19 protein-coding genes are annotated in these 21,271 nt (G+C 59.4%); 4 read left to right on the top strand and 15 right to left on the bottom strand.

The genetic code is table 11. The features are described from left to right. Positions 1 to 5: 5 nt before the first annotated feature. Positions 6 to 593 (bottom strand): riboflavin synthase, encoded by a 588-nt coding sequence (locus AC6RA8_RS05760; RefSeq protein WP_500351168.1) that lies wholly within the window; start codon positions 591 to 593, stop codon positions 6 to 8. Between the two features lie 153 nt (positions 594 to 746). On the opposite strand from AC6RA8_RS05760, the gene AC6RA8_RS05755 reads away from it, so the two are divergent. The 3 genes from AC6RA8_RS05755 to AC6RA8_RS05745 all read left to right on the top strand — a co-directional run bounded on the left by AC6RA8_RS05755 (position 747) and on the right by AC6RA8_RS05745 (position 5,343). Further along, positions 747 to 2,039, top strand: a complete 1,293-nt coding sequence (locus AC6RA8_RS05755) for a capsule polysaccharide biogenesis protein (RefSeq protein WP_500351167.1) — start codon at positions 747 to 749, stop codon at positions 2,037 to 2,039. 149 nt (positions 2,040 to 2,188) lie between these two features. Next, entirely contained in the window at positions 2,189 to 3,325 is a 1,137-nt protein-coding gene (locus AC6RA8_RS05750; RefSeq protein WP_500351166.1) for a polysaccharide biosynthesis/export family protein, read from the top strand. 5 nt (positions 3,326 to 3,330) lie between these two features. Beyond that, on the top strand, positions 3,331 to 5,343 hold the full coding sequence (locus AC6RA8_RS05745; protein WP_500351165.1) for a capsule polysaccharide biogenesis protein: 2,013 nt from the start codon (positions 3,331 to 3,333) through the stop codon (positions 5,341 to 5,343). On the opposite strand, the gene ribD is transcribed toward AC6RA8_RS05745, so the two are convergent. From ribD to AC6RA8_RS05680, 13 genes are all read right to left on the bottom strand, one after another. Continuing rightward, complete coding sequence (gene ribD, locus AC6RA8_RS05740; RefSeq protein ID WP_500351164.1) at positions 5,340 to 6,437, bottom strand: bifunctional diaminohydroxyphosphoribosylaminopyrimidine deaminase/5-amino-6-(5-phosphoribosylamino)uracil reductase RibD; 1,098 nt, start codon at positions 6,435 to 6,437, stop codon at positions 5,340 to 5,342. The two genes, AC6RA8_RS05745 and ribD, sit on opposite strands and share 4 nt — an antisense overlap. After that, the gene (nrdR, locus tag AC6RA8_RS05735) at positions 6,434 to 6,901 is read right to left on the bottom strand and encodes a transcriptional regulator NrdR (protein ID WP_500351163.1); all 468 of its coding nucleotides are present in this window, start codon (positions 6,899 to 6,901) and stop codon (positions 6,434 to 6,436) included. The genes ribD and nrdR overlap by 4 nt, the downstream gene beginning before the upstream one ends. Positions 6,902 to 7,023: 122 nt before the next feature. After that, entirely contained in the window at positions 7,024 to 7,452 is a 429-nt protein-coding gene (locus tag AC6RA8_RS05730; RefSeq protein WP_500351162.1) for a hypothetical protein, read from the bottom strand. 208 nt (positions 7,453 to 7,660) lie between these two features. Beyond that, positions 7,661 to 8,086, bottom strand: coding sequence for a hypothetical protein (locus tag AC6RA8_RS05725; RefSeq protein ID WP_500351161.1), 426 nt, complete (start codon positions 8,084 to 8,086; stop codon positions 7,661 to 7,663). Positions 8,087 to 8,150: 64 nt separating this feature from the next. After that, positions 8,151 to 8,561, bottom strand: coding sequence for a secondary thiamine-phosphate synthase enzyme YjbQ (locus AC6RA8_RS05720; protein ID WP_500351160.1), 411 nt, complete (start codon positions 8,559 to 8,561; stop codon positions 8,151 to 8,153). 10 nt (positions 8,562 to 8,571) lie between these two features. Next, complete coding sequence (locus AC6RA8_RS05715; RefSeq protein WP_500351159.1) at positions 8,572 to 9,060, bottom strand: hypothetical protein; 489 nt, start codon at positions 9,058 to 9,060, stop codon at positions 8,572 to 8,574. Continuing rightward, positions 9,057 to 11,042, bottom strand: a complete 1,986-nt coding sequence (rpoD, locus tag AC6RA8_RS05710) for an RNA polymerase sigma factor RpoD (protein ID WP_500351158.1) — start codon at positions 11,040 to 11,042, stop codon at positions 9,057 to 9,059. Before rpoD ends, AC6RA8_RS05715 begins: the two co-directional genes overlap by 4 nt. Positions 11,043 to 11,170: 128 nt before the next feature. Further along, positions 11,171 to 13,126, bottom strand: a complete 1,956-nt coding sequence (dnaG, locus tag AC6RA8_RS05705) for a DNA primase (protein WP_500351157.1) — start codon at positions 13,124 to 13,126, stop codon at positions 11,171 to 11,173. 36 nt (positions 13,127 to 13,162) lie between these two features. Next, positions 13,163 to 13,465, bottom strand: a complete 303-nt coding sequence (locus tag AC6RA8_RS05700; protein WP_500351156.1) for a hypothetical protein — start codon at positions 13,463 to 13,465, stop codon at positions 13,163 to 13,165. A gap of 38 nt (positions 13,466 to 13,503) precedes the next feature. Next, positions 13,504 to 14,043 carry a sarcosine oxidase subunit gamma gene (locus AC6RA8_RS05695; RefSeq protein WP_500351155.1) on the bottom strand — a complete coding sequence of 180 codons (540 nt, stop codon included), beginning with the start codon at positions 14,041 to 14,043 and terminating at the stop codon, positions 13,504 to 13,506. Then, the gene (locus tag AC6RA8_RS05690; protein ID WP_500351154.1) at positions 14,036 to 16,969 is read right to left on the bottom strand and encodes a sarcosine oxidase subunit alpha family protein; all 2,934 of its coding nucleotides are present in this window, start codon (positions 16,967 to 16,969) and stop codon (positions 14,036 to 14,038) included. Before AC6RA8_RS05690 ends, AC6RA8_RS05695 begins: the two co-directional genes overlap by 8 nt. Beyond that, complete coding sequence (locus AC6RA8_RS05685) at positions 16,966 to 17,229, bottom strand: sarcosine oxidase subunit delta (protein ID WP_500351153.1); 264 nt, start codon at positions 17,227 to 17,229, stop codon at positions 16,966 to 16,968. The genes AC6RA8_RS05690 and AC6RA8_RS05685 overlap by 4 nt, the downstream gene beginning before the upstream one ends. 85 nt (positions 17,230 to 17,314) lie before the next feature. Beyond that, complete coding sequence (locus AC6RA8_RS05680; protein WP_500351152.1) at positions 17,315 to 18,568, bottom strand: sarcosine oxidase subunit beta family protein; 1,254 nt, start codon at positions 18,566 to 18,568, stop codon at positions 17,315 to 17,317. A 169-nt stretch (positions 18,569 to 18,737) separates the two neighbouring features. Here AC6RA8_RS05680 and AC6RA8_RS05675 point away from each other — a divergent pair, with 169 nt between their 5' ends. Beyond that, positions 18,738 to 19,631: an SGNH/GDSL hydrolase family protein gene (locus AC6RA8_RS05675; RefSeq protein WP_500351151.1), complete on the top strand. Its 894-nt coding sequence runs from the start codon at positions 18,738 to 18,740 to the stop codon at positions 19,629 to 19,631. Between the two features lie 124 nt (positions 19,632 to 19,755). On the opposite strand, the gene AC6RA8_RS05670 is transcribed toward AC6RA8_RS05675, so the two are convergent. Next, on the bottom strand, positions 19,756 to 21,186 hold the full coding sequence (locus AC6RA8_RS05670) for a Glu/Leu/Phe/Val family dehydrogenase (protein ID WP_500351150.1): 1,431 nt from the start codon (positions 21,184 to 21,186) through the stop codon (positions 19,756 to 19,758). Between the last annotated feature and the right edge of the window lie 85 nt (positions 21,187 to 21,271).

The raw sequence follows: 21,271 nt of genomic DNA, 5'->3' as shown, positions 1-21,271 counted from the left end.
TTGGATCAACCCGCCTCTGCCAGCCGCGCAACATAACGGGCGAGCGTGTCTATCTCGAGATTGACGGCATCCCCCACGGCCACGTCGCCCCATGTCGTCACCTCTTTGGTATGCGGGATGAAATTGATGCCAAATACCGCCCCCTGCACCTCGTTCACCGTCAGGGACGTGCCATTCAGCGCGACGGACCCTTTGGGCGCGATGAAACGGGCCAGATCATCCGGAGCGCGCAGCTGCACCCGCGTGCTGTCGCCTTCGTCGACAACAGATACCACCTCTGCCACGCTGTCCACATGGCCGGACACAATATGCCCGCCCAGTTCGTCGCCGACGCGCAGCGCACGTTCCAGGTTCACGCGGCGACCAACGGCCCAGGCCGACAAGTTGGTTTTGGAGACCGTCTCGGCGCTGACCTGCACATCGTACCAGTCCGGACCAAGGTCTACGACAGTTAGGCAAACACCGTCCGAGGCAATGGACGCCCCCATGTCAATGCTGGACGTGTTGTACCCGGTCTGGATGCGGACCCGCAGGTCGCCCTCTTGCTGCAGATCCGTGATGGTGCCGATATCGGTGACGATGCCCGTGAACATGATTGCGCTCCTTGCCGTTCTGACCTGAGGTAACTGTGCATATCACCAAGGGCAAGTGTCACAGACGTTGCGGATTTATGCTGCCTGAGCCATAAATCTGCCTCAGTCAGGTGTTCATCATGGGTCAAGACATTGCCAGGTATCAGGGACCAGATGACGCTGCACGCCCCCGAAGACAGGGTGTTCCTGTTTCTGCAGGGACCCCATGGCCCATTTTTCAACCGCCTTGGCGCGATGCTTCGGCGCGCAGGTACGACTGTGTGGCGTGTCGGCTTCAATGCCGGTGATCGCGCGTTCTGGTTTCATCGCGATAGCTACATCCCCTTCACCGGCACGGCTGCCGAGTGGCCCTCCGCGTTTTCCCAACTGCTGAACAACAAGGGGGTGACGGACATCGTCCTTTACGGTGACGTACGCCCCATCCATGCTCAGGCTGTGGCCGAGGCCAAGCGGCGCGGCATCACTGTTCACGTTTTCGAGGAAGGGTACATGCGCCCCTACTGGGTCACCTACGAACGTGGTGGCTCCAATGGCCATTCGCGCCTGATGGACATGTCAGTAGCCCAGATGCAAGACGCTCTGGCCCTATCGGACATGGAGGCGCCATTGCCTCCCAGCACTTGGGGCGACATGCGGCAGCACATATTTTACGGCGCGCTGTATCATTGGTTTGTGATGTTCCGAAACGGGAGTTATCGCAACTTTCAACCCCATCGCGCAATAAGCGTGTCGCGTGAATTTCAGCTATATCTCAAGCGCCTGTTTCTGATGCCGATCCAAACAATGGATAGGGTACAAGCCACGTTGCGCATCCGGTACGGTGGGTTCCCGTATCACCTCGCGTTACTTCAACTGGAGCATGACAGCAGCTTTCAGGAACACTCGCCTTTCAAAACCATGCCAGAGTTCCTGGACCTTGTGATCCGCGGCTTTGCCGAAGGCGCTCTGGCCCATCATCACCTTGTCATTAAAGCGCACCCCCTTGAAGACGGGCGCGCGCCGATCCGCAAAACCATTCGAACACTTGCGCGGGAACTGGGCCTGCAGGGACGAATTCACTACGTGCGTGGCGGCAAGCTGGCGCAGCTTCTGAACGATGCCCGCAGCGCGGTCACCGTGAACTCAACGGCGGCACAACAGGTGCTGTGGCGCGGTATTCCGCTGAAGGTTTTTGGAAAAGCCGTCTTTGCAAAGCCGGAATTTGTGAGTGACCAGCCCTTGCCAGCATTCTTTGCCGGGGCGAGCCGTCCCGACAACCGCGCATACCGTGACTATCGCCGCTACCTGCTGGAAACCAGTCAAATCGCCGGCGGTTTCTATTCAGCCCGAGGCCGACGCCAATTGTTGCGCCAGGTTGTCGACATGATGCTTTCGCCAGACGATCCTTACGATGCGCTGGCGTCAGGCACCGCGGCCCCAAGGCAACAGTTGCGGTTGGTAACCTGATCACCACAACCCCTATGGCTAGATTTTACTAACGGACTCCGGTAGCTTGACGACAAATCAGCGGCGGAAAACCGTCGCGACATACAAAAAATGAGTGCGGATCAACCTGCACTCGAGGCAGAACAAGAATAGGTCGAGGAGACCGAGCAGTGATTTTCCAACCGTTCCGCTGGGCGCGCGTGGCTGCGTCGTTGGCCCTTTTGGGGATTCTGGCCTCTTGCGGGTTGCCGCAGATTGGCCCGAACAAACGTCAGATTTTCTCGGGCTCGGTCCAGCGTGAGGGCGATGCGTTCGTCGTGTCGGTCAATGACCGAGTGACCGAAGCCACCGCTGTCACCCCCGCTCTCGGTTTTTCGGACTCGTTTCGGAATGCAGGCGTTCTGGGATCGGACACAATCCAACCGGGCGACGTTCTGGGCCTGACCATCTGGGAAAACGTTGACGATGGTCTGCTGGCCGGGGAATCCCTGAATTCAACCATCTTGGAAGAAGTGCAGGTTGACGGTGCCGGTTTCATCTTCGTCCCATATGCGGGCAGAATCCGCGCCGCCGGCAACACACCGGACGCTATTCGTCGGATCATCACCACGAAACTCGAAGATCAAACGCCCGACCCACAGGTTCAGGTCCGCCGGGTTGCCGGTGATGGATCCACCGTCTCGCTGATCGGCTCGGTGGGCGCACAGGGTGTCTACGCCATTGAACGGCCTACACGCACCTTGTCTACCATGCTAGCCCGCGCCGGTGGCGTGACCATCGTGCCCGAGATTGCGCGCGTCACAATTATTCGCGGCGGTATGCGCAGCCAAGTGTGGTTTCAGGACATCTATGACCATCCCGAACTGGACATCGCCCTGCGCGGCGGGGACCGCGTGCTGGTCGAAGAAGACACCCGCGCCTTTACTGCTCTGGGCGCAACCGGCGGACAGGCACGCGTGCCGTTTGAAAGCCAGACACTCAGTGCGCTTGAGGCCCTTGCGCAAGTGGGCGGGTTGCAAACGAACACCTCGGACCCGACGGGCATCTTCGTGTTCCGAAACGAGCCTGCTGAAGTCGCCAATGTTGTACTGGGCCGCGATGACCTGATCGGTGCGCAGCGGTTGGTATATGTGCTAGACCTCACGCAGCCCAACGGCATGTTCCAGGCCCGTGATTTCGTGATCCGCGACGGCGACACGCTGTATGTCACCGAAGCGCCGTACACCCAGTTCGCCAAGATCATCACGTCGATCACGACACCGGTCACAAGCGTCAACACGCTTGCCAATGGTGTGACCGGCAACTGACACCGATGACACGGTCAAACGACTCCGCCGCCGGACCCGAAAAGGCCCGGCGGCTTTACGTTTACAATGGCGGCTTCCTGGCCCGAGGGCGTGTACGGCGTATTGTCGAGCTTGCAGGCTACGACATCTCGCTTGGTCTGCCCCAGCCCGACGGGATGGTGGGTGTTTGGGGTAACTCGCCAACAGCCCACCGAGGCGAAACCGTCGCTAACCGGCGCGATGCCAACCTAGTGCGGGTTGAGGATGCGTTCTTGCGCTCTGTCCTACCCGGTCGTGCGGGCAGTCCACCAATGGGGCTTCTGGTCGATCACAGGGGGGTGCATTTTGATCCATCCTGCCCGTCCGACCTCGAAGAGATCTTGGCCACAGATCCACTGGACGATACGGCCATCCTGAACATTGCACGCGGGGCAATGGCGCGGATGCAGGAGGCACATCTGAGCAAATACACCGGCTTTGATCCCAGCGCCGCTGTGCCTGATCCTGGTTATGTCCTGGTGATCGACCAGACGCGAGGTGACGCATCGGTGACGGCCTGCGGGGCTGATCGGAACCGGTTTCTCGAAATGCTGTTTGTCGCGCAGGATGAGCACCCCGGCGCACGCATCCTGATCAAGACGCATCCGGAAACTGTACAGGGTTTACGCGAGGGATATTTCAGCCCGGATGATTGCAACGATCGCGTATCGCTTTTTTTGCACCCGGTCAGCCCATGGACCCTGATGGAGGGGGCGGTGGCCGTCTACACCGTGTCGTCCGGGTTGGGGTTCGAGGCGATCATCGCGGGCCACAAACCGCGTGTGTTCGGTCAGCCCTTCTATGCGGGTTGGGGGCTGACTGCGGATGAATTTCCTGTGCAGCGCCGCCAGCGCACGCTGACCCGTGCACAACTGTTCACGGGGGCCATGATGCTCTACCCGACATGGTACGATCCGCACCGTGATTGTTTGTGCGACCTTGCCACAACGATGGAAGCGTTGGCCGCAGAGACGCGCGCGTGGCGTGCTGACCATCAGGGGTGGGTCGCCAGCGGCATGCGGCTGTGGAAGCGGCGGCCGTTGCAGAATGCCTTTGGTCGCTATGTGCCCGTGCGCTTTCAGGATGATCCCGGTCGTGCCCGTGCGATGGACCGCCCCTGGATGGTGTGGGCGGGCAAGGCGGATGTGGGTCACGAGGATGCAGTTCGGGTCGAGGATGGCTTCCTGCGCTCGCGTGGTTTGGGCGCCGAGTTGATCCCGCCGCTGTCCTTGGTCACGGATGACCTGGGGATTTACTATGACCCTGCGCGCCTCAGCCGGTTGGAGCATTTGATCCGCACACGCCGCAGCTTGCGACCGGACCAGACGCAGCGCGTGGAACGGCTGATACGCAGTCTGACCGAGGAGGGTTTGAGCAAATACAACTTGTCGGGTGACGTACCAGACTTGCCCGCTGGGCGGCGTATTCTGGTGGTCGGGCAAGTCGAGGATGATGCCTCAATACGGTTGGGGGCCGGTCAGTTGTGCACCAATGCAGCACTGCTTGAGGCCGCGCGGGCCGCGCGGCCAGACGACATCCTGATCTACAAGCCCCACCCGGATGTGGAGGCCGGTCTGCGTGAGGGTGCCTGCGACGCTGGTGCGCTGGCTGATGTGGTTGCCACACAGGCCGACATCGGGGCCCTGTTGGTGCGCGTGGACGAGTTGTGGACCATGACATCGCTGACCGGTTTCGAGGCGCTGTTGCGTGGGGTGCGCGTCGTGACAACGGGTGCGCCCTTCTATGCCGGTTGGGGACTGACAGAGGATCTTGGCGATGTGCCGCCAAGGCGGCGCGAGGACATTCCTCTCAGCGGTTTGGTCCATGCCACCCTGATTGACTATCCGCGCTATTTCGACCCCGTGACCGGCACTGCCTGCCCGGTTGAAGTCGTTGTCGACCGGCTGCGCAGCGGATCTTTGCCAAACCCGGGATTTGCCAACAGGGTGCTGTCAAAGCTGCAGGGCCTGCTGGCCAGTCGCGCGCATCTGTGGCGTTAGACGCGCGCCCATCTGTGGCACACATCCGGCCCCATCCGGGACACTGATTTCAGGGTGTAGCGCTGCGCGGCGGCGAGCGTTTCCAGCCCCAGTGCACCGATGTTCGGCAACCCTTCGGCACCGATCACCAACCCGGCCGTGAAGCCGACAAGTTCGTCCACCAGGTCCGCGTCAATCAGCGACGCGGCAAGTGCGCCGCCGCCTTCGCAGAACACGCGGGTGGTGCCATGACTGCCCAGTTGCTGCAAAATGTCCCGCGGATCAAGCTGAGCACCGGATGTGCCGCACGGCAGCAAGGTTGCGCCCAGATCGCGCCATGTGTCCTGAAGCATCGGGTCAGCGTCGCGCCCGTGGCACAGGATCACGGGCACGTCCTTGGCCGTGCGGGCCAATGTGGACATGAGCGGCAGGTCCAGCCTGCGTGACACCACCACACGGGCGGGCTGCGGCACATCGCCGAAGCCGCGCACCGTCATGGACGGGTCGTCATGCCGCGCAGTGCCGCCGCCAACCATCACCGCGTCGTGCCGCGCACGCATGGCGTGAACATACCTGCGCGCTTGCGGCCCAGTGATCCATTGGCTTTCACCTGTGCCGGTGGCGATACGCCCGTCGAAACTGCTGGCGAGTTTCAACGTCACGAACGGACGGCCCTGTTCGATGCGTAGGGTGAAGCCGATATGATCAGCCTCGGCCTCGGCCTCGCAGATGCCGGTGGTCACCTCGATACCCGCTGCTTGCAGGATCGCGATGCCCTGCCCGTCCACCCGCGTGTCGCTGTCGCGCATGGCGATCACGGCGCGGCGGATGCCAGCAACCACGAGCGCCTCGGCGCAAGGGGGCGTCTTACCGTGATGGGCGCAAGGTTCGAGGGTGACATAGGCTGTGGCGCCCGCTGCATCGTTACCCGCCTGCGCAAGCGCCTCGGTTTCCGCGTGGGGTCTGCCGCCGGGCTGTGTCCAGCCCCGCCCTACGATACGTCCGTTCTTGACGATGACGCAGCCCACGGCCGGGTTTGGGGCCGTTTGCCCCATTCCGCGCCGCCCGAGGCACAGCGCCAGTGACATAAAGCGGATATCCTCCGCTTTACTCACTCGCCTGACGGGGTATCTGGTCGCAGCTCTGCCACGAACTTGTCAAAGTCGTCCGCCGCCTGGAAGTTCTTGTAAACGCTGGCAAAGCGGACATAAGCAACCGTGTCGATGCGATTGAGCGCTTCCATCACGATCTCACCGATCTGTTTGGACTGAATGTCGGTCTCGCCCATGCTTTCCAGCCGCCGCACGATGCCTGAGATCATCTGATCGATGCGTTCAGGATCAATGGGTCGTTTCTGCATCGAGATGCGGATGGAGCGTTCGAGCTTGTCGCGATCAAAGTCCTCGCGTTTGCCGTTGGATTTGATAACCACCAGATCACGCAGTTGTACGCGCTCATAGGTGGTGAATCGTCCACCGCATGCCGGGCAAAAGCGCCTGCGGCGGATCGAAACGTGATCCTCCGCTGGTCGACTGTCTTTTACCTGTGTGTCGATATTGCCGCAAAACGGACAGCGCATCGCCCATCCCCTCGTTTTAGTCCCGCCTGTAGTGGGGGTTTTCCCCCGTTCCGCGAAACTATAGGCGCTTGTCTAGGTTTTGGGTAGAGGGGAAATGACACCGCTACATGAGCGGTGCCCTGTTAGCGACGTACAAGCTGGTTGGACGAGGTTTGCACCCTCAGGAATGGCAGGTTGCGGCAGAGTGCATAGGCGTGGGCCATGGAAAACACTTTGCCAGTACGACGCACACCCTGGCTGACGGATGAGAAAGCATTCGGGACTGCCTGCGTGCTGAATGTCACGCCTTTGCGCCCTGGTTCTGTCTGGGCGTCGGTCCGTCCTTGCGCGATGTACAGGTCGCCTCCACGCAAACCCAATACATTGCGGGCATAAATTCCAGCAGCACACCACATTTGCGTGCCGCCAGCGGCGTCAGCCTCGATCACCTCAAACGTTGAGCTGTCGATCTGATTGACCGGGATGGTGAATCTTTCGCGGCGTGCGAAATCCTGCGCATGTCCTAACGTTGGCAGTGTTACGGCAATAGCAAGGGCAATAGGTTTGAACATCGGATATCTCCTTTACCCAAAGCATGTAGGAAGCGCAGGCTGAAATGGAAATCACCTTGCAGAGACGACTATGTTAACTGTCGGGAGCCCCTTGCCTGAGTTCCGATGAGCACGTACGCCAACAGAGGCTCAGAGAGGGCGGCACATCTACGCCGCTTTTCGACGAGACAAACTGCGCCATGCGTGTCTCTGGGCCTTACCTAAGAGGTCAGGGCACAAGCACACGCACTTTGATGTACAGTTCATAATCGGATCGGCAAAGAGCGTGCGCATGGGTTGTGCTGAAAGTCTGACCTGCGGTGCGCACGCCCTGCGAAGTCAAGCTGATGCTGCTTTCGACGGGCTGCGTGGTGAAAATCACGCTCTTGCGACCGGGGTACGCGACGGAGGACGCCCGCGGGGTGAGTACAGTGATGCTGCCTCCGCGCTGCCGAAGGTAATCGCGCACGTATTTTCCTGCGGCACACCACATTTGGGTTCCGCCCGCGCCGTCGTTTTCGACCACTTCGAATGTGTGAGTGTCGATGGGGCGCACAGGAATGATCATGATTTCGCGCAGGAGAAACCGTTGTGCCAGCACAGTGGTGGGTAGCAGGATGGCGAGAAAGATCAGGATCAGGGTCCGCCGGCGCATGGTGCTTCTCCGCTTTGCGCGGTCAGTATAGACCAGCGAAAACCTGACCCCAAATCACCTTAGGTCATGCGCGGCTTAGGTGCGCAATGACCCGGCGATGGTGAGGCGCATCTCGGTGCTCGAACAGATAGATCCCTTGCCAAGTTCCCAATTGTGGTTGTCCGTACTGCACCGGAATTTGCAGGCTAACCGGCAGCAACGCCGCCTTTATATGCGCGGGCATGTCGTCCGGTCCCTCGTAGGTGTGGGTCAGGTAGGACATGGACGGGTCCGTCCCGGGCGGCACAAGGCGCGCAAAGAAGTTACGCAGGTCAGTCTGGACCTCTGGGTCGGCATTTTCCTGAATCAGCAGGGAACAGGAAGTGTGCTGCACGAAGAGGGTCAGCAGGCCATCACCATCGCACCAATCATTCACGTCTCGGGTGAATTCGTACAAGCCCTGACCGTACGTGGCGATTTCGAGGGTTGTTTGCATTTCGGCGATCTCAGTCGGTGCAGGCCGCGCTTGTATAGAGCCCGCTGTTGCGATCCACGCAATAGCCTGCCGCTTGCATGGCATCCGCGATGGCAAAAACGCCGACCTCTGCCGTCCCCGTATTGCAGTCCAGATCGGCCAGTTTTTGATCACCCCGCGCAACGATCACGCCGCCTGTTGCGAGAAAATCCTCGGTCATGCGATCTACAGAAATCCAAGCCGTGTAGCGCGTGCCGATGTTTTCGAAGGTGATGTCCTCCCAGATCGAACGACCGACGCCGGGCCAGGGCGTAGCTTGCACCTGACCCAAGGAACGAGTCAGGGACAATTCCGGTGATCCTGTAGGACCGAAAGCATATGTGGCCTGACCGTCACCCACGCAGACCGTGAGAGATTTACTTCCGATCTGGCAATTCAGAACAACGTCCTGACCGCCGCATTGCGCCGCTGCCAACCCGGGGGTCAACACCAGCGCAAGAGCGGCGGATAGCCCCCTCACTGATCGAGGAAGCTGCGCAGTTTGCGGCTGCGGCTTGGGTGTTTGAGCTTGCGCAGCGCCTTGGCTTCAATCTGGCGGATCCGTTCGCGAGTCACGCTGAACTGCTGGCCCACTTCTTCGAGGGTGTGATCGGTGTTCATGCCGATACCAAAGCGCATGCGCAGCACCCGTTCCTCTCGAGGCGTAAGCGAGGCAAGGACGCGTGTGGTTGTTTCCTTGAGGTTTTCCTGAATGGCACTGTCCAAGGGCAGCACGGCATTCTTGTCCTCGATGAAATCGCCAAGCTGGCTGTCTTCCTCGTCCCCTATGGGGGTCTCAAGCGAAATCGGCTCCTTGGCGATTTTCATCACCTTGCGCACTTTTTCGAGTGGCATTTGCAGCTTTTCGGCCAGTTCTTCGGGCGTGGGTTCGCGACCGATCTCGTGCAGCATCTGTCGGCCCGTACGGACCAGCTTGTTGATCGTTTCGATCATGTGCACGGGGATACGGATGGTGCGCGCCTGATCCGCGATGGACCGGGTGATCGCCTGCCGGATCCACCACGTGGCGTAGGTCGAGAACTTGTAGCCACGGCGGTATTCGAACTTGTCGACCGCCTTCATAAGCCCAATGTTCCCTTCCTGGATCAGGTCGAGGAATTGCAGGCCGCGGTTCGTGTACTTCTTGGCGATCGAGATCACGAGGCGCAGGTTGGCCTCGACCATCTCTTTCTTGGCCTGACGGGCTTCTTTTTCGCCCTTCTGAACCTGCTGCACGATGCGGCGGAATTCAGAAATATCGAGGCCGACATATTGGCCAACTTGCGCCATGTCCGCGCGCAGCTCTTCAACCTTCTCAGCCGAGCGTTCGATGAACATCTGCCAGCCGCGACCGGACTTTTCGCCCATCTCATCCAGCCAGTTGGGATCCAGCTCACGCCCGCGATAGGCATCCACGAATTCCTTGCGGTTGATCCGCGCCTGGTCGGCAAGCTTCACGATGGAACTGTCGATCTGCATAATCCGGCGGTTGATGCCGTATAGCTGGTCAATCAGCGCCTCGATCCGGTTGTTGTGCAGGTGCAGTTCATTCACCAACAGAACAATCTCGGCCCGCAGTTTCTGATAGGTCTCTTCGTCGCCTTTGCTGAACGAACCGTCTTCGTTCAGCGTTGCCGAGATCCGGCTGTCCTGCATTTCGGACAGCAGGGAATAATCATGTGCAATGACTTCCAGCGCTTCCAACACCTGAGGCTTGAGCGCAGCCTCCATCGCTGCAAGCGACATGTTGGCCTGTTCGTCTTCATCATCGTCGTCGTCTTTGGCGATGGGGTTGCCGTCGGCGTCAAGCTCAGGCCCGGCATCCGCCTTTTCCTCGGGCTTGGCACTGGTGTCGACAACAGGTTCAGACACCTCCTCGCCATCTTCGCCCATCTGGTTGCCAAAGGTGGCTTCGAGGTCGATCACATCGCGCAGCAGAATTTCTTCGCCGAGAAGTTCGTCGCGCCAGATGGTGATCGCCTGGAAGGTAAGTGGGCTTTCGCACAGCCCCGCAATCATGGTGTTCCGGCCGGCTTCAATCCGTTTGGCGATGGCAATCTCGCCCTCGCGGGACAACAGTTCGACACTGCCCATCTCGCGCAGGTACATGCGCACGGGATCATCGGTACGGTCGAGTTTTTCCTGGCCCGTTGCGCCCAGCGTCAGGTCGCGGGTGCCTTCGGTGGTCGTGACCTCGGTCGAGCCTTTTTGCTCTTCCTCTTCGGCCTCTTCGTCTTCGATGATGTTGATGCCCATCTCGGACAACATCGACATCACATCTTCGATCTGCTCAGAGCTTACCTGATCAGGTGGCAGCACAGTATTGAGCTGATCATAAGTGATGTAACCCTTTTCACGGGCTTCCGAGATCATCTTTTTGACGGCGGCCTGGCTCATGTCCAGCGAGTGGGCGCTGTCCTGGTCCTCGGTCTTGGCGTCTTCGTTCGTGTCTTTTGCGGCCATACTGGGCTCCTTTATCGGGGCTCCTTGGTGATTCGTCCCCGCGAATCACTCCCAGGAACATTTAGTGCTTTGGGTGATTCGGCCACCCATGTACGTGCATTTTCTTTATGTTTTGAGACCAAATCGCATCAGTTGCGGCGTTTTGAGAAGCTGATCTGGTCCATGAGCGCCGCAAAAGCGTCCCGCTCACTGCGACTGATTCGGGCACCGTTGTCGCCCGTCTCATATTCCGAATCATCTTCTTTCCCGCTGCGGCTGGCCTGAGCTGCGGCTTGAGCCGCTTGGCTGAGGCGCCATGTCACGCCTTCATCAGCCACACCTTCCAGGTCCTGCACCGCATCCGCGATCTCGGCATCCAGTCCCTTCGCCGCGCTGAGTTTTGCGAGCTCTTCGGCCACGGTCATGCGGGCCATGTCGGCATCGCCGGGTGTGCGGATACATGGGACAATTGCCACATGGCGTGAAGTGAGCAGGTTATCAAGGGCTTCCGGCCCCAGTGCGTTGAAAATCTTTTCACGCAACACCTCGGTACCGGCATGCCCGTGTTGAAGAATCAGGTCACGCAATACGGCATGGTCCGGATCGGCGCAGGCGAGGCTCTCCAGCCCGCTTTCAAAGTTTTCAGCCACTTCGGGCGTGCATATCAGCGCAGCAAGGATCACCTTTTCTCGCAGATGATCCGTGACCTGAGCATCGCCCGACGCGAGCACGGATGTTTTGGTGCTGGGCATCGGCACCGGTGCTGCTTGCCAGCCACGCCCGGGTTGCCAGTTGCGCTTTTGCCCGCTGCCCCCACGTTGCGGGCGGAAGAGCTGCCAGCGCATGTCTTTGATTGCCTGACCATAGTGCTGGCGGATCGATGGGTCCTGGATCAGTTTGATCTTGTCACGCAACGCTTTGTCCAGCGCCGCCTTGCGTTCAGGGCTGTCGAACGTTTTGCCCTCGGTCTCACGTTGCCAAAGCAATTGAACCATTGGCATCGCCGCATCTAGCAGCTTTTGGAGAGCCGGAGCGCCTTGGGCCTTGAGCAGATCATCGGGGTCTTGCCCGTCGGGCATGAGCGCGAAGCGCAGGGACTTTCCGGCCTCCAGCATTGGCAATGCAAGATCAATCAGACGCATCGCCGCCCGTACGCCCGCCTTATCCCCGTCCAGTGCGATGATCGGCTCGTCTGCGATGCGCCAGAGCATCGCAAGCTGGTTTTCGGTCACGGCTGTGCCCAAAGGTGCTACAGACGCGCCAAACCCATGCTCCGCTAACGCAATCACATCCATGTAGCCTTCGGCCACGATCAGAGGCTGACCCTTGCCCGCCGCCGTCCTTGCCGGTCCATGATTGTAGAGGCTGCGCCCCTTATCAAATAGCTCCGTCTCGGGTGAGTTCAGGTACTTAGCATTGTCGTTCGGGTCCATCGCTCGCCCGCCAAATGCGATGCAGCGCCCACGCGCATCGCGGATCGGGAACATGATGCGACCCCGGAAGGTGTCATAAGGCTTGCCACTCTTCTGGCTTGGCTTGGCAAGGCCCGCGTCAAGGATCAGATCATCTTCGATCCCCTTGCCCTTGAGCGCGTCCCACAAGCCTTGCCACGCGTCAGGCGCGAAGCCGATCTCCCACCTGTCTTGCGCTGCCGGATCAAGGCCACGCCGTTCGAGATAGTCACGCGCCGGACCGGCCACGCCGGTTTTGAGTTGCAGGCGAAAGTGCTGGACGGCCATTTCCATGACATCGGCAAGTTGCGTGCGTTTGTCGGCCTTTTCCTGCGCCCGCGGATCGCGTTCGGGCATGGGCATACCCGCCTCGCCTGCCAGAATTTCGACCGCTTCCATGAAGCCCACATTCTCCGTCTCTCGAACAAAGGAGATCGCATCGCCCTTGGCGTGGCAGCCAAAGCAATAGTAGTAGCCCTTGCGATCATCGACGTGAAAGCTGGCGGTCTTTTCATGGTGGAACGGGCATGGCGCCCATAGATCACCCTTGCCCTGATTGGACTTGCGCGCATCCCACATAACCTTGCGCCCAACGACCTGCCCGAGAGACAGGCGTGTGCGCAATTCATCAAGAAATCCGGGGGGCAGGCTCATGCCCTTAATATTGGTTCTGTGGCCCCGGGAGTCGAGTCACTGCTGCAAGCAAAGCTCGCTCCAGGCATCCGACAAGCTTTCATTGCGCAGCACGCGGCGCTTCTGTTCATAGACCCACGGTGTGATTAGAGGGATCGCGTTGTTGTATTGCGCGGGCCATTCAGGGTCCTGAGCGAGAATGTGATCCTGCACGTCGCGCTCTTTGACCCGATCAAGGCGGGCTTGCTGGATCGCACCAACCACCTGAGCCTGGTAGCCACAGCTTTCCTCTTTGCTGTCTTGGGCAAAGGCAGGGGCTGCAGACATTGCGAAGGCGGCGACAACGGCAAAACGGATCATGGATGGCTCCGGTCACTAGGGAATCAGTTTCAACGTTTTTATCGCCGTGCCGCGACGCTTGCCATGGCCCTTTCCAGATCGTGTAAGAGCGTGCCTGCCATGGACCGGAACACCATGAGAAGGAATGTGTCATTACCGATGCGGGTGATCGACCCGGCCATGTGTTGGATTTGACTGCGCGCTGTATGCCCACGCTTGAACTGTGCAGCTGACAGGTCAAGCGGAACGAGGCGGGCCAAAACACTCTCGACATCGTCCCCGGACAGCGTGACTGCCGCCCAGGCATCAGACTGATCCGTCAGCGCGGCATGATCTGCAAGTGCCGGATCAAGCTTTGGACCCGCCAAGAGAACCATGTCGCGCCCGAACCAGATGGCACGCGCACCTGCCTTGCCCGTAGCCCGGTTCGGGGCGGGCCACGGCATGCTATGTGCCGCCTTGAAGGGTTCGGCAATCTTTGCATCGGCATAGGGCGCGATCGAAGTCAGAATGCCCAAATCGACCTCGGCCAGCGTAACGGTACCGATTGTGAGCGGCGCCATGTCATCCAGCGGTGTTTTTGCAATCAGCTCAGCCACGTGTGCGCCCTCCCACTGGATCAAAGAACACCGGATCACAGAGCTCCACCCGCGTCTGAATCCCACGCACGTGATCCACCAAGTTCAGCACGTCACCATGCCGGGTCAGCCCATCCCGCACAAATCCAAGCCCCATGAAATGTCCCAGGGTCGGGGAAAAGCCCACTGACGTGACATAGCCCTGATCATGCGCGCGCCCGGGGTCTTCCCCATCGGTGTAGATATGTGCGCCTGCTGTCAGCTGTTTGACAGGTCCCACGGGTTTCAGACCAACCAGCTGTTCGCGTCCCTCTTCGATCAGTCCGGGCCGCCGCGCCATGGTTGCCCCGATGAAATCCTTTTTCTTCGACAGCATACGTTCCATCCCGATATCCTGAGCCGTCACACGGCCATCAATCTCGGCGTGGGTAATGAATCCTTTTTCGATGCGCAGGACATTCAACGCCTCCATGCCGTACGCGCCCCCACCCAGTGCCTCGGCCCTTGCCACCAGAAGCCGGAACAGGCTGTCGCCATATCGGGACGGCACCGCGATTTCATAGGCATGTTCGCCCGAGAATGAGATGCGGAAGAGCCGCCCCATGACCCCCTGCAAATCCACCGGACCGCAGGACATGAAGGGCCATGTATCGTCGTCGATGGGTTGATCGAGCAGCCCGTTCAACAGCTCACGCGCCTTCGGCCCGGCCACGGCAAACTGCGCCCACTGTTCGGTGACCGACATGATGCGCACGTCCCACGCGGGTTGCAGGGCTTGGGTCACGAATTCGAGGTGTCGCATGACCTGCCCGGCCGCAGCCGTGGTGGTGGTCATCACATAGTGGTTTGGCCCCAGCCGCGCGGTGGTGCCGTCATCCATGACGAACCCGTCCTCGCGCAGCATGAGTCCATAGCGCACGCGGTTCTCTTTCAGGGTTGAGAACATGTTGGTGTAGACAAAGTCGAGCAGCTGCGCGGCGTCTGGCCCCTGAATGTCGATCTTGCCCAGCGTGCTAACATCACAGATGCCCACCGCGTTTCGGACACAACCCACTTCACGGTCGCAGGATTGGCGCCATGTCTTTTCGTCCGGGAGCGGATAGTAGGACGGGCGGTACCAGAGCCCTGCCTCGATCATCGGAGCACCCGCAGCGACGGTGGCCGCGTGGCTGGTGGTCTTGCGTTCCGGCGCGAACCCTTTGCCTTGCGCCCCGGCGCCCAGCGCTGCGAGCGCCACGGGGCTGTAGGGAGGGCGGAATGTCGTCGTGCCTGTTTCGGGGATGCCGCGGCCCGTTGCATCCGCGAGAAGGGCGAGCGCCGCGACGTTGGAATTCTTACCCTGATCGGTCGCCATGCCTTGGGTCGTGTAGCGTTTCATATGCTCGACGGAGGTGAAGTTCTCTTGCGCGGCCTGCTTGACGTCCTTCACACTCACATCGTTCTGGAAATCGAGCCACGCGCGACCTTTGCCAGGCACGGCCCAGAGCGGGTCAATGGCATAGGCGCTGTCGTCAGCATCGGGCAGATCAGTGTCGACGGGCGTCAAGCCAAGCGTTTCAAGGCTCCTTTTGGCTGCCTCAACGCCTTCAGTCAGGCAGTTCGCCGTCGAAAAAGTACCATTGCACGCCCCTGCCGTTTCCATCCCCGGGATTGCACCGGCCGTCGGTACGAAGCTGGCAATGTCGTCACGCCATGTGGGCCGACCATTCATGTGACAGGTGAGGTGCACAGTCGGGTTCCACCCGCCCGACACCGCAAGACAATCAGTGGCAATCTTTTCTGTGCCAGAGGTTGTCTGGACGTTAATGGCATCAAGCCCACGGCGCCCATAAGCACCCGAGACGATTGCACCGCTCATCAGGCGGTAGTCCCCCAAGGCCACCGCATCTGCACGGCTGTCAATAACGGCAGCGACGTGAACGCCTGCCTCCTGCAGGTCCATGGCGGTGCGATGCGCGTCGTCGTTGTTGGCAAAGACGGTCACTGCCTTTCCTGGGCTAACTCCAAAGCGATTAAGATAGATGCGCACTGCGCCCGCAGCCATGATACCGGGGCGGTCATTGTTCTGAAAAGCGATGTGACGCTCGATGGCCCCTGCGGCCAGTACCGAGCGCTTGGCAACGATACGCCAGAAGGTTTCTTTGACCCTGCCGCGGGGCACATCCTTCATGTGATGCGAGACGCGCTCGAGGGCGCCAAATGTGCCGCCGTCATGCGCACCCGTAATCGTTGTTCGCGGCATGAGCTGGACATTGTCCATCGCTGCCAGTTTGGCGATCATGTCAGCTGCCCATTCGGTACCCGGCCTGCCGCCCACTGCGAGAGTTTCCGCATTGAGGCGGCCGCCCATCAAGCTATCCTCGTCCGCGAGGATCACGTGCGCTCCGGCTTGCGCCGCAGTCCACGCAGCCATCAGGCCCGCAGGCCCCGCACCGATCACCAATATGTCACAGAACGCATACGCCTTTTCATAGTGATCAGCGTCTTTTTCTCCACCCAATGCACCCAAGCCTGCGGCACGGCGGATGAAGGGTTCATAGACCTTTTCCCAGAATACCTTCGGCCACATAAAGGTCTTGTAGTAGAAACCCGCACCCAGAAATGGCGCAGCAAGATCATTCACACTGAGCAGATCAAATGCCAACGAAGGCCACGCATTCTGGCTGCGCGCCTCCAACCCATCATAGAGCTCCTGCACCGTGGCGCGGACGTTCGGGTCGATTGCCGCCCCGCGCCCGATGGTCATCAACGCATTGGGTTCCTCTGATCCGGCGGTGAGGATGCCGCGTGGGCGGTGATACTTGAAAGACCGCGCCACGTGTCGCACGTCATTGGCCAACAAAGCCGACGCCAGAGTGTCCCCTGCAAGCCCGCGATAGACGTGGCCATCAAAACGAAACGAAACCGATTGCGATCGGTCGATCAGCCCTTTGCCATCAACCCTCATCGCTTGACCTCCCGTGCCAACACGACGGCTTTGATTTCGTGCGTCGAAACGTTGCGCGTCACCCTGAGCCATGCGCCACAGCCTGCATCATGGCTCCATAATTCGTCGAGTTCCCCTGCGGGGTTCTCGCGCAGATGCAGATAGTTGTCCCATGCTGCCTCGCCTGCATCCGGCGCGGGTCGATCCAGCATGACCGCAGCCCCTTGGTAGTAGAACTCGCGCCGGTCACGCTCTCCGCAAATCGGACATTGCAGCCGCATCAGACGTCTCCATTGGGGCGCTCATTCGACCCCATCCCTGTTTCAAAAAAATCCCCACCGGAGGCTCCTGTCATCTCACCCTCCCTTAGTGCAGATTATGCTGTGACCCAGTCGCCTCTTCATCCATGATGCCGCGCCCTGTACGGAAGCGGTCAAGGCGGTGGCGTACGGTGGTCGGGTGCGGACGGCCTGTGGCAAGCAGATGTGCAAAAGTGTGACCGGAGGCGGGTGTCGCCTTGAACCCCCCGTAACACCAACCGGTATTGACGAAGAGCCCTTCGATATCCGTCTTGTCGATGATGAAAGAACCATCGGGCGACATGTCCATAACACCACCCCAACTGCGCAGCACCTTGGCCTTGCCAATCGCCGGCATCAGTGTCATCGCCGCTTCGGCCACATGCTCGACCAGCGGCAGGTTCCCGCGGGCGGCATAGCTTGCGTACATATCAAGATCACCCCCAAACACGAGACCGCCCTTGTCCGACTGGCTGATGTAGAAATGTCCCATGCCATAGGTGACGACGTGATCCAGACAGGGTTTTAGCCCTTCCGTGACAAAGGCCTGCAGCACATGGCTTTCAATGGGAAGGCGCAGTCCGGCCATGGCAGCGACTTGGCTGGAGCGCCCAGCGGCAACCATGCCGACTTTCTTGGCCCGGATTGGCCCCTTTGTGGTCTGGACCCCTTTGACGACCCCGTTGACGACGTCAATGCCGGTCACTTCGCATTGCTGGATCAGATCGACACCGCGGTCGCTGGCCGAGCGCGCAAACCCCCAAGCAACCGCGTCATGCCGAGCTGTGCCGCCACGCCTGTGATATAGACCACCATAGATCGGAAAGCGGGTCTGGTCGAAATCCAGGAACGGCAACAGTTTTTCTACCCCTGCCCGGTCCAGCATCGCACCGTCATCCCCCTGCCCGCACATCGAATTGGCTCGGCGAACAAATGCATCGCGCTGCCCATCCGAATGGACGAGGTTGATGATACCGCGCTGCGAGTGCATGACATTGTAGTTCAGGTCTTCTTCCAACCCTTCCCACAGCTTCAGAGAATGGGAATAGAATTCGGAGTTGCCGGGTAGCATGTAGTTGGCACGAACAATTGTCGTATTCCGACCGACATTCCCGCCACCAAGATACCCTTTTTCGAGTACAGCAACGTTGGTCAAACCGTGTATTTTGGCCAGGTAGTGAGCTGTGGCCAGACCGTGGCCACCACCCCCAATCAGCACAATATCGTATTCGGACTTCGGCTCAGGGCTGCGCCAATGCGGTCCCCAGCCTTTGTTGCCGGTCAACCCTTCGGTCAACACTTTCAGCCCTGAAAAGCGCATACGCACCTCCGCCCTTTCATGGGACCACCTTCAACATCCCACCGGGTGTAGCAAGAGGGAGGCGGCAACTTCCGGTGCTTTTCGACACGGGCTGGTCTCCCAGCGACGAATTGCGATGCTCATGGGGTTTTTCATGTCATGTGGCGTTGTTTTGGCGTTGAATGTCGCCATGACACTATTTCGCACACTTGCCTTGGCGTTCACGATAGCCCTGCCTGTCCAGATTTCTGCACAACCTTCTGACTTTGTGTCGCCATCGATTGTCATCCTTGGCGACAGTCAAATCCCCTTTGGCTCCGGCCCGGCCTTTCTCGAATTTTTCGAAAACATCAAAACCCACTGCCCACCAACCCGGAAGCAGGCTGCTAACTTGGAAGTGCTGGCGGATATGAAGGTTGCTGTCATCGGTGTGCGTTCGACGTCTCTGCACTCGTGGACCGCCAAGATGGGCAAGGCCAAAGGCGCGATCTGTGACGTTGATCCCAAGTGGAAAGTCAACGCGGGCACCTACGGCTTCATCAACACGACGGGAAACAAGTACAAGCAAATCGGCCGAGGGGATGCCTACCAGTTTTGCAAGATGGACATGTCTGCATTTCAGACGATGTTCCGCCCCGGCTACTACGAACCCAAGCTGATACTTCTATCGTTCTTGGGAAACTCCGCAAAACGTTGGGCGACCAGCTATAAAAAGGCAGTAGAAGATGTGGAGAAGATGAATGCGCAATTGCCTGCGGGCATTCCCTGCATCTTCATGACAACAGCGCCGAGTTATTCAAAAAAGATCACCGATCTGCGCCTCAAAGCGCAAGCGAATGTGAAACGCGCCTTTGCAGAAACGGGTAGCCAATGCAGCTTTGTTGAAGGAGCAACCCCCGAGACGGTTGCCGCAAACCAGGGGAACAAGACGTATTTTCGTCTTTCGAAGTCTGGCAAGGTGAAGGATCCGTATCATCCAAATGAAAAAGCAGCCAAGACCTTCTTCATGATTGCAATGGACGACATCTGCACGGCCGTTTACGAACAGATCGAAGGCGCTATGCCCGAATTGGCTGCCCGCTAAACAAGTCAAAGCAATGAAGTAACTAACTCGGCTCCAGACAAACGGCAACGTACGCGATAGATTTGTGAGAACCTGGCGCGGTATGCCAGCGCCGCTTTGACCGCGCTGGCACATCATCTTGGACCTACAGCCCTTTGGCGCGATAGCTGTCGGCCACCTTCCCGATCGAAACAAGATACGCGGCCGTACGCAAGTCATCGACGTCACCACGATCATGCCAGACCGACGCCATCGACTGATAAGCCGCCCGCATTGTATCATCGAGGCCAGAGCGAACCAGTTCCAGCTCATCCGCACCCCGCAAGTACTTGTCTTTGAAGTCGGGGGTCATGGACCATGCGTCTCCCAAATGACGGCTTAACCGCTCCAGTTCATCTACCACCAACTGGTGCCGCGCTTCTTCCTGACGGCGTTGCATGCGACCGAACCGAATATGGCTTAGGTTCTTGACCCATTCGAAATAGGAAACGGTAACGCCCCCAGCGTTGGCATACATGTCCGGGATTATGACGGTGCCCTTCTCACGCAATACCGCGTCTGCACCAGCTGTGACCGGCCCATTCGCCGCCTCGATGATCAACGGCGCCGTTACACGTGCGGCGTTCGACAGGTTGATCACACCTTCAAGTGCGGCAGGCACGAGAATGTCGCAATCCTTTTCCAAAACAGAACTGCCGTTTTCCACATATGTCCCATCGGGATACCCGGAGACACCGCCGTGCCCGCCAATCCAGTTGCGTACCGCATCAACGTCTAACCCGCGGTCATCCACAAGCGCGCCATCGCGTTCAATGATGCCGACGATCTTGCAACCGTCCTCATCCGCCAAAAACTTCGCTGCGTGGTATCCCACATTGCCAAGGCCCTGTACGACGACGCGCTTGCCGTCCAGCGTACCGGACATGCCCGCCTTCTCAACGCCGGTCGCATCGCGGAAGAATTCACGCAGCGCATACTGGACGCCTCGGCCAGTGGCCTCGGTCCTGCCTTGGATGCCGCCAGCATTGGTTGGTTTGCCGGTGACACATGCCACCCCGTTAATGTCGGTCGTGTTCATCCGCTTGTACTGGTCCGCGATCCAAGCCATCTCGCGTTCACCGGTACCCATGTCGGGGGCAGGCACGTTCTGTGCCGGGTTGATCATATCACGCTTGATCAGCTCGTATGCAAAACGACGGGTGATCAACTCCATCTCGTGCTCATCATATTCACGCGGATCAACATGCAATCCGCCCTTTGAGCCCCCGAATGGAGCTTCGACCAGGGCGCACTTGTATGTCATCAGCGCGGCAAGAGCCTCGACTTCATCCTGATTGACGCCCAGCGCAAAGCGAATACCACCCTTCACAGGTTCCATGTGTTCTGAATGTACGGACCGGTATCCGGTAAACGTCTGGATTTGCCCGCGCAACCGCACACCGAACCGAACGGTGTAGGTTGCGTTACACACCCTGATCTTCTCTTCCAAGCCCGGTGGAAGGTCCATCAGTGCAACAGCGCGGTTGAACATGATGTCCACACTCTCACGGAAACTGGGCTCATTGGGGGTGCTCATCCGGGATCTCCTTTTTCCGGCACGACTCACTTGGGTCCGAGTCATTGAAGCCAGCCTATGACGGTTCCGTTAATCAGTGCGACTT

The sequence above is a fragment of the Tateyamaria sp. genome (genome assembly GCF_059783535.1).
The sequence above is the reverse complement of the archived record's forward strand: the minus strand, read 5'-3'. Positions and strand labels throughout refer to the sequence as shown.

Coding starts and splice junctions, on each gene's coding strand:
- rpoD (WP_500351158.1), bottom strand. CDS start 11,042: ATGGCCGCAAAAGACACGAACGAAGACGCCAAGACCGAGGACCAGGAC.
- AC6RA8_RS05675 (WP_500351151.1), top strand. CDS start 18,738: ATGACACTATTTCGCACACTTGCCTTGGCGTTCACGATAGCCCTGCCT.
- AC6RA8_RS05755 (WP_500351167.1), top strand. CDS start 747: ATGACGCTGCACGCCCCCGAAGACAGGGTGTTCCTGTTTCTGCAGGGA.
- AC6RA8_RS05720 (WP_500351160.1), bottom strand. CDS start 8,561: ATGCAAACAACCCTCGAAATCGCCACGTACGGTCAGGGCTTGTACGAA.
- AC6RA8_RS05700 (WP_500351156.1), bottom strand. CDS start 13,465: ATGATCCGTTTTGCCGTTGTCGCCGCCTTCGCAATGTCTGCAGCCCCT.
- AC6RA8_RS05680 (WP_500351152.1), bottom strand. CDS start 18,568: ATGCGCTTTTCAGGGCTGAAAGTGTTGACCGAAGGGTTGACCGGCAAC.
- AC6RA8_RS05670 (WP_500351150.1), bottom strand. CDS start 21,186: ATGAGCACCCCCAATGAGCCCAGTTTCCGTGAGAGTGTGGACATCATG.
- dnaG (WP_500351157.1), bottom strand. CDS start 13,126: ATGAGCCTGCCCCCCGGATTTCTTGATGAATTGCGCACACGCCTGTCT.
- AC6RA8_RS05685 (WP_500351153.1), bottom strand. CDS start 17,229: ATGCGGCTGCAATGTCCGATTTGCGGAGAGCGTGACCGGCGCGAGTTC.
- AC6RA8_RS05745 (WP_500351165.1), top strand. CDS start 3,331: ATGACACGGTCAAACGACTCCGCCGCCGGACCCGAAAAGGCCCGGCGG.
- AC6RA8_RS05690 (WP_500351154.1), bottom strand. CDS start 16,969: ATGAGGGTTGATGGCAAAGGGCTGATCGACCGATCGCAATCGGTTTCG.
- AC6RA8_RS05760 (WP_500351168.1), bottom strand. CDS start 593: ATGTTCACGGGCATCGTCACCGATATCGGCACCATCACGGATCTGCAG.
- AC6RA8_RS05725 (WP_500351161.1), bottom strand. CDS start 8,086: ATGCGCCGGCGGACCCTGATCCTGATCTTTCTCGCCATCCTGCTACCC.
- AC6RA8_RS05730 (WP_500351162.1), bottom strand. CDS start 7,452: ATGTTCAAACCTATTGCCCTTGCTATTGCCGTAACACTGCCAACGTTA.
- nrdR (WP_500351163.1), bottom strand. CDS start 6,901: ATGCGCTGTCCGTTTTGCGGCAATATCGACACACAGGTAAAAGACAGT.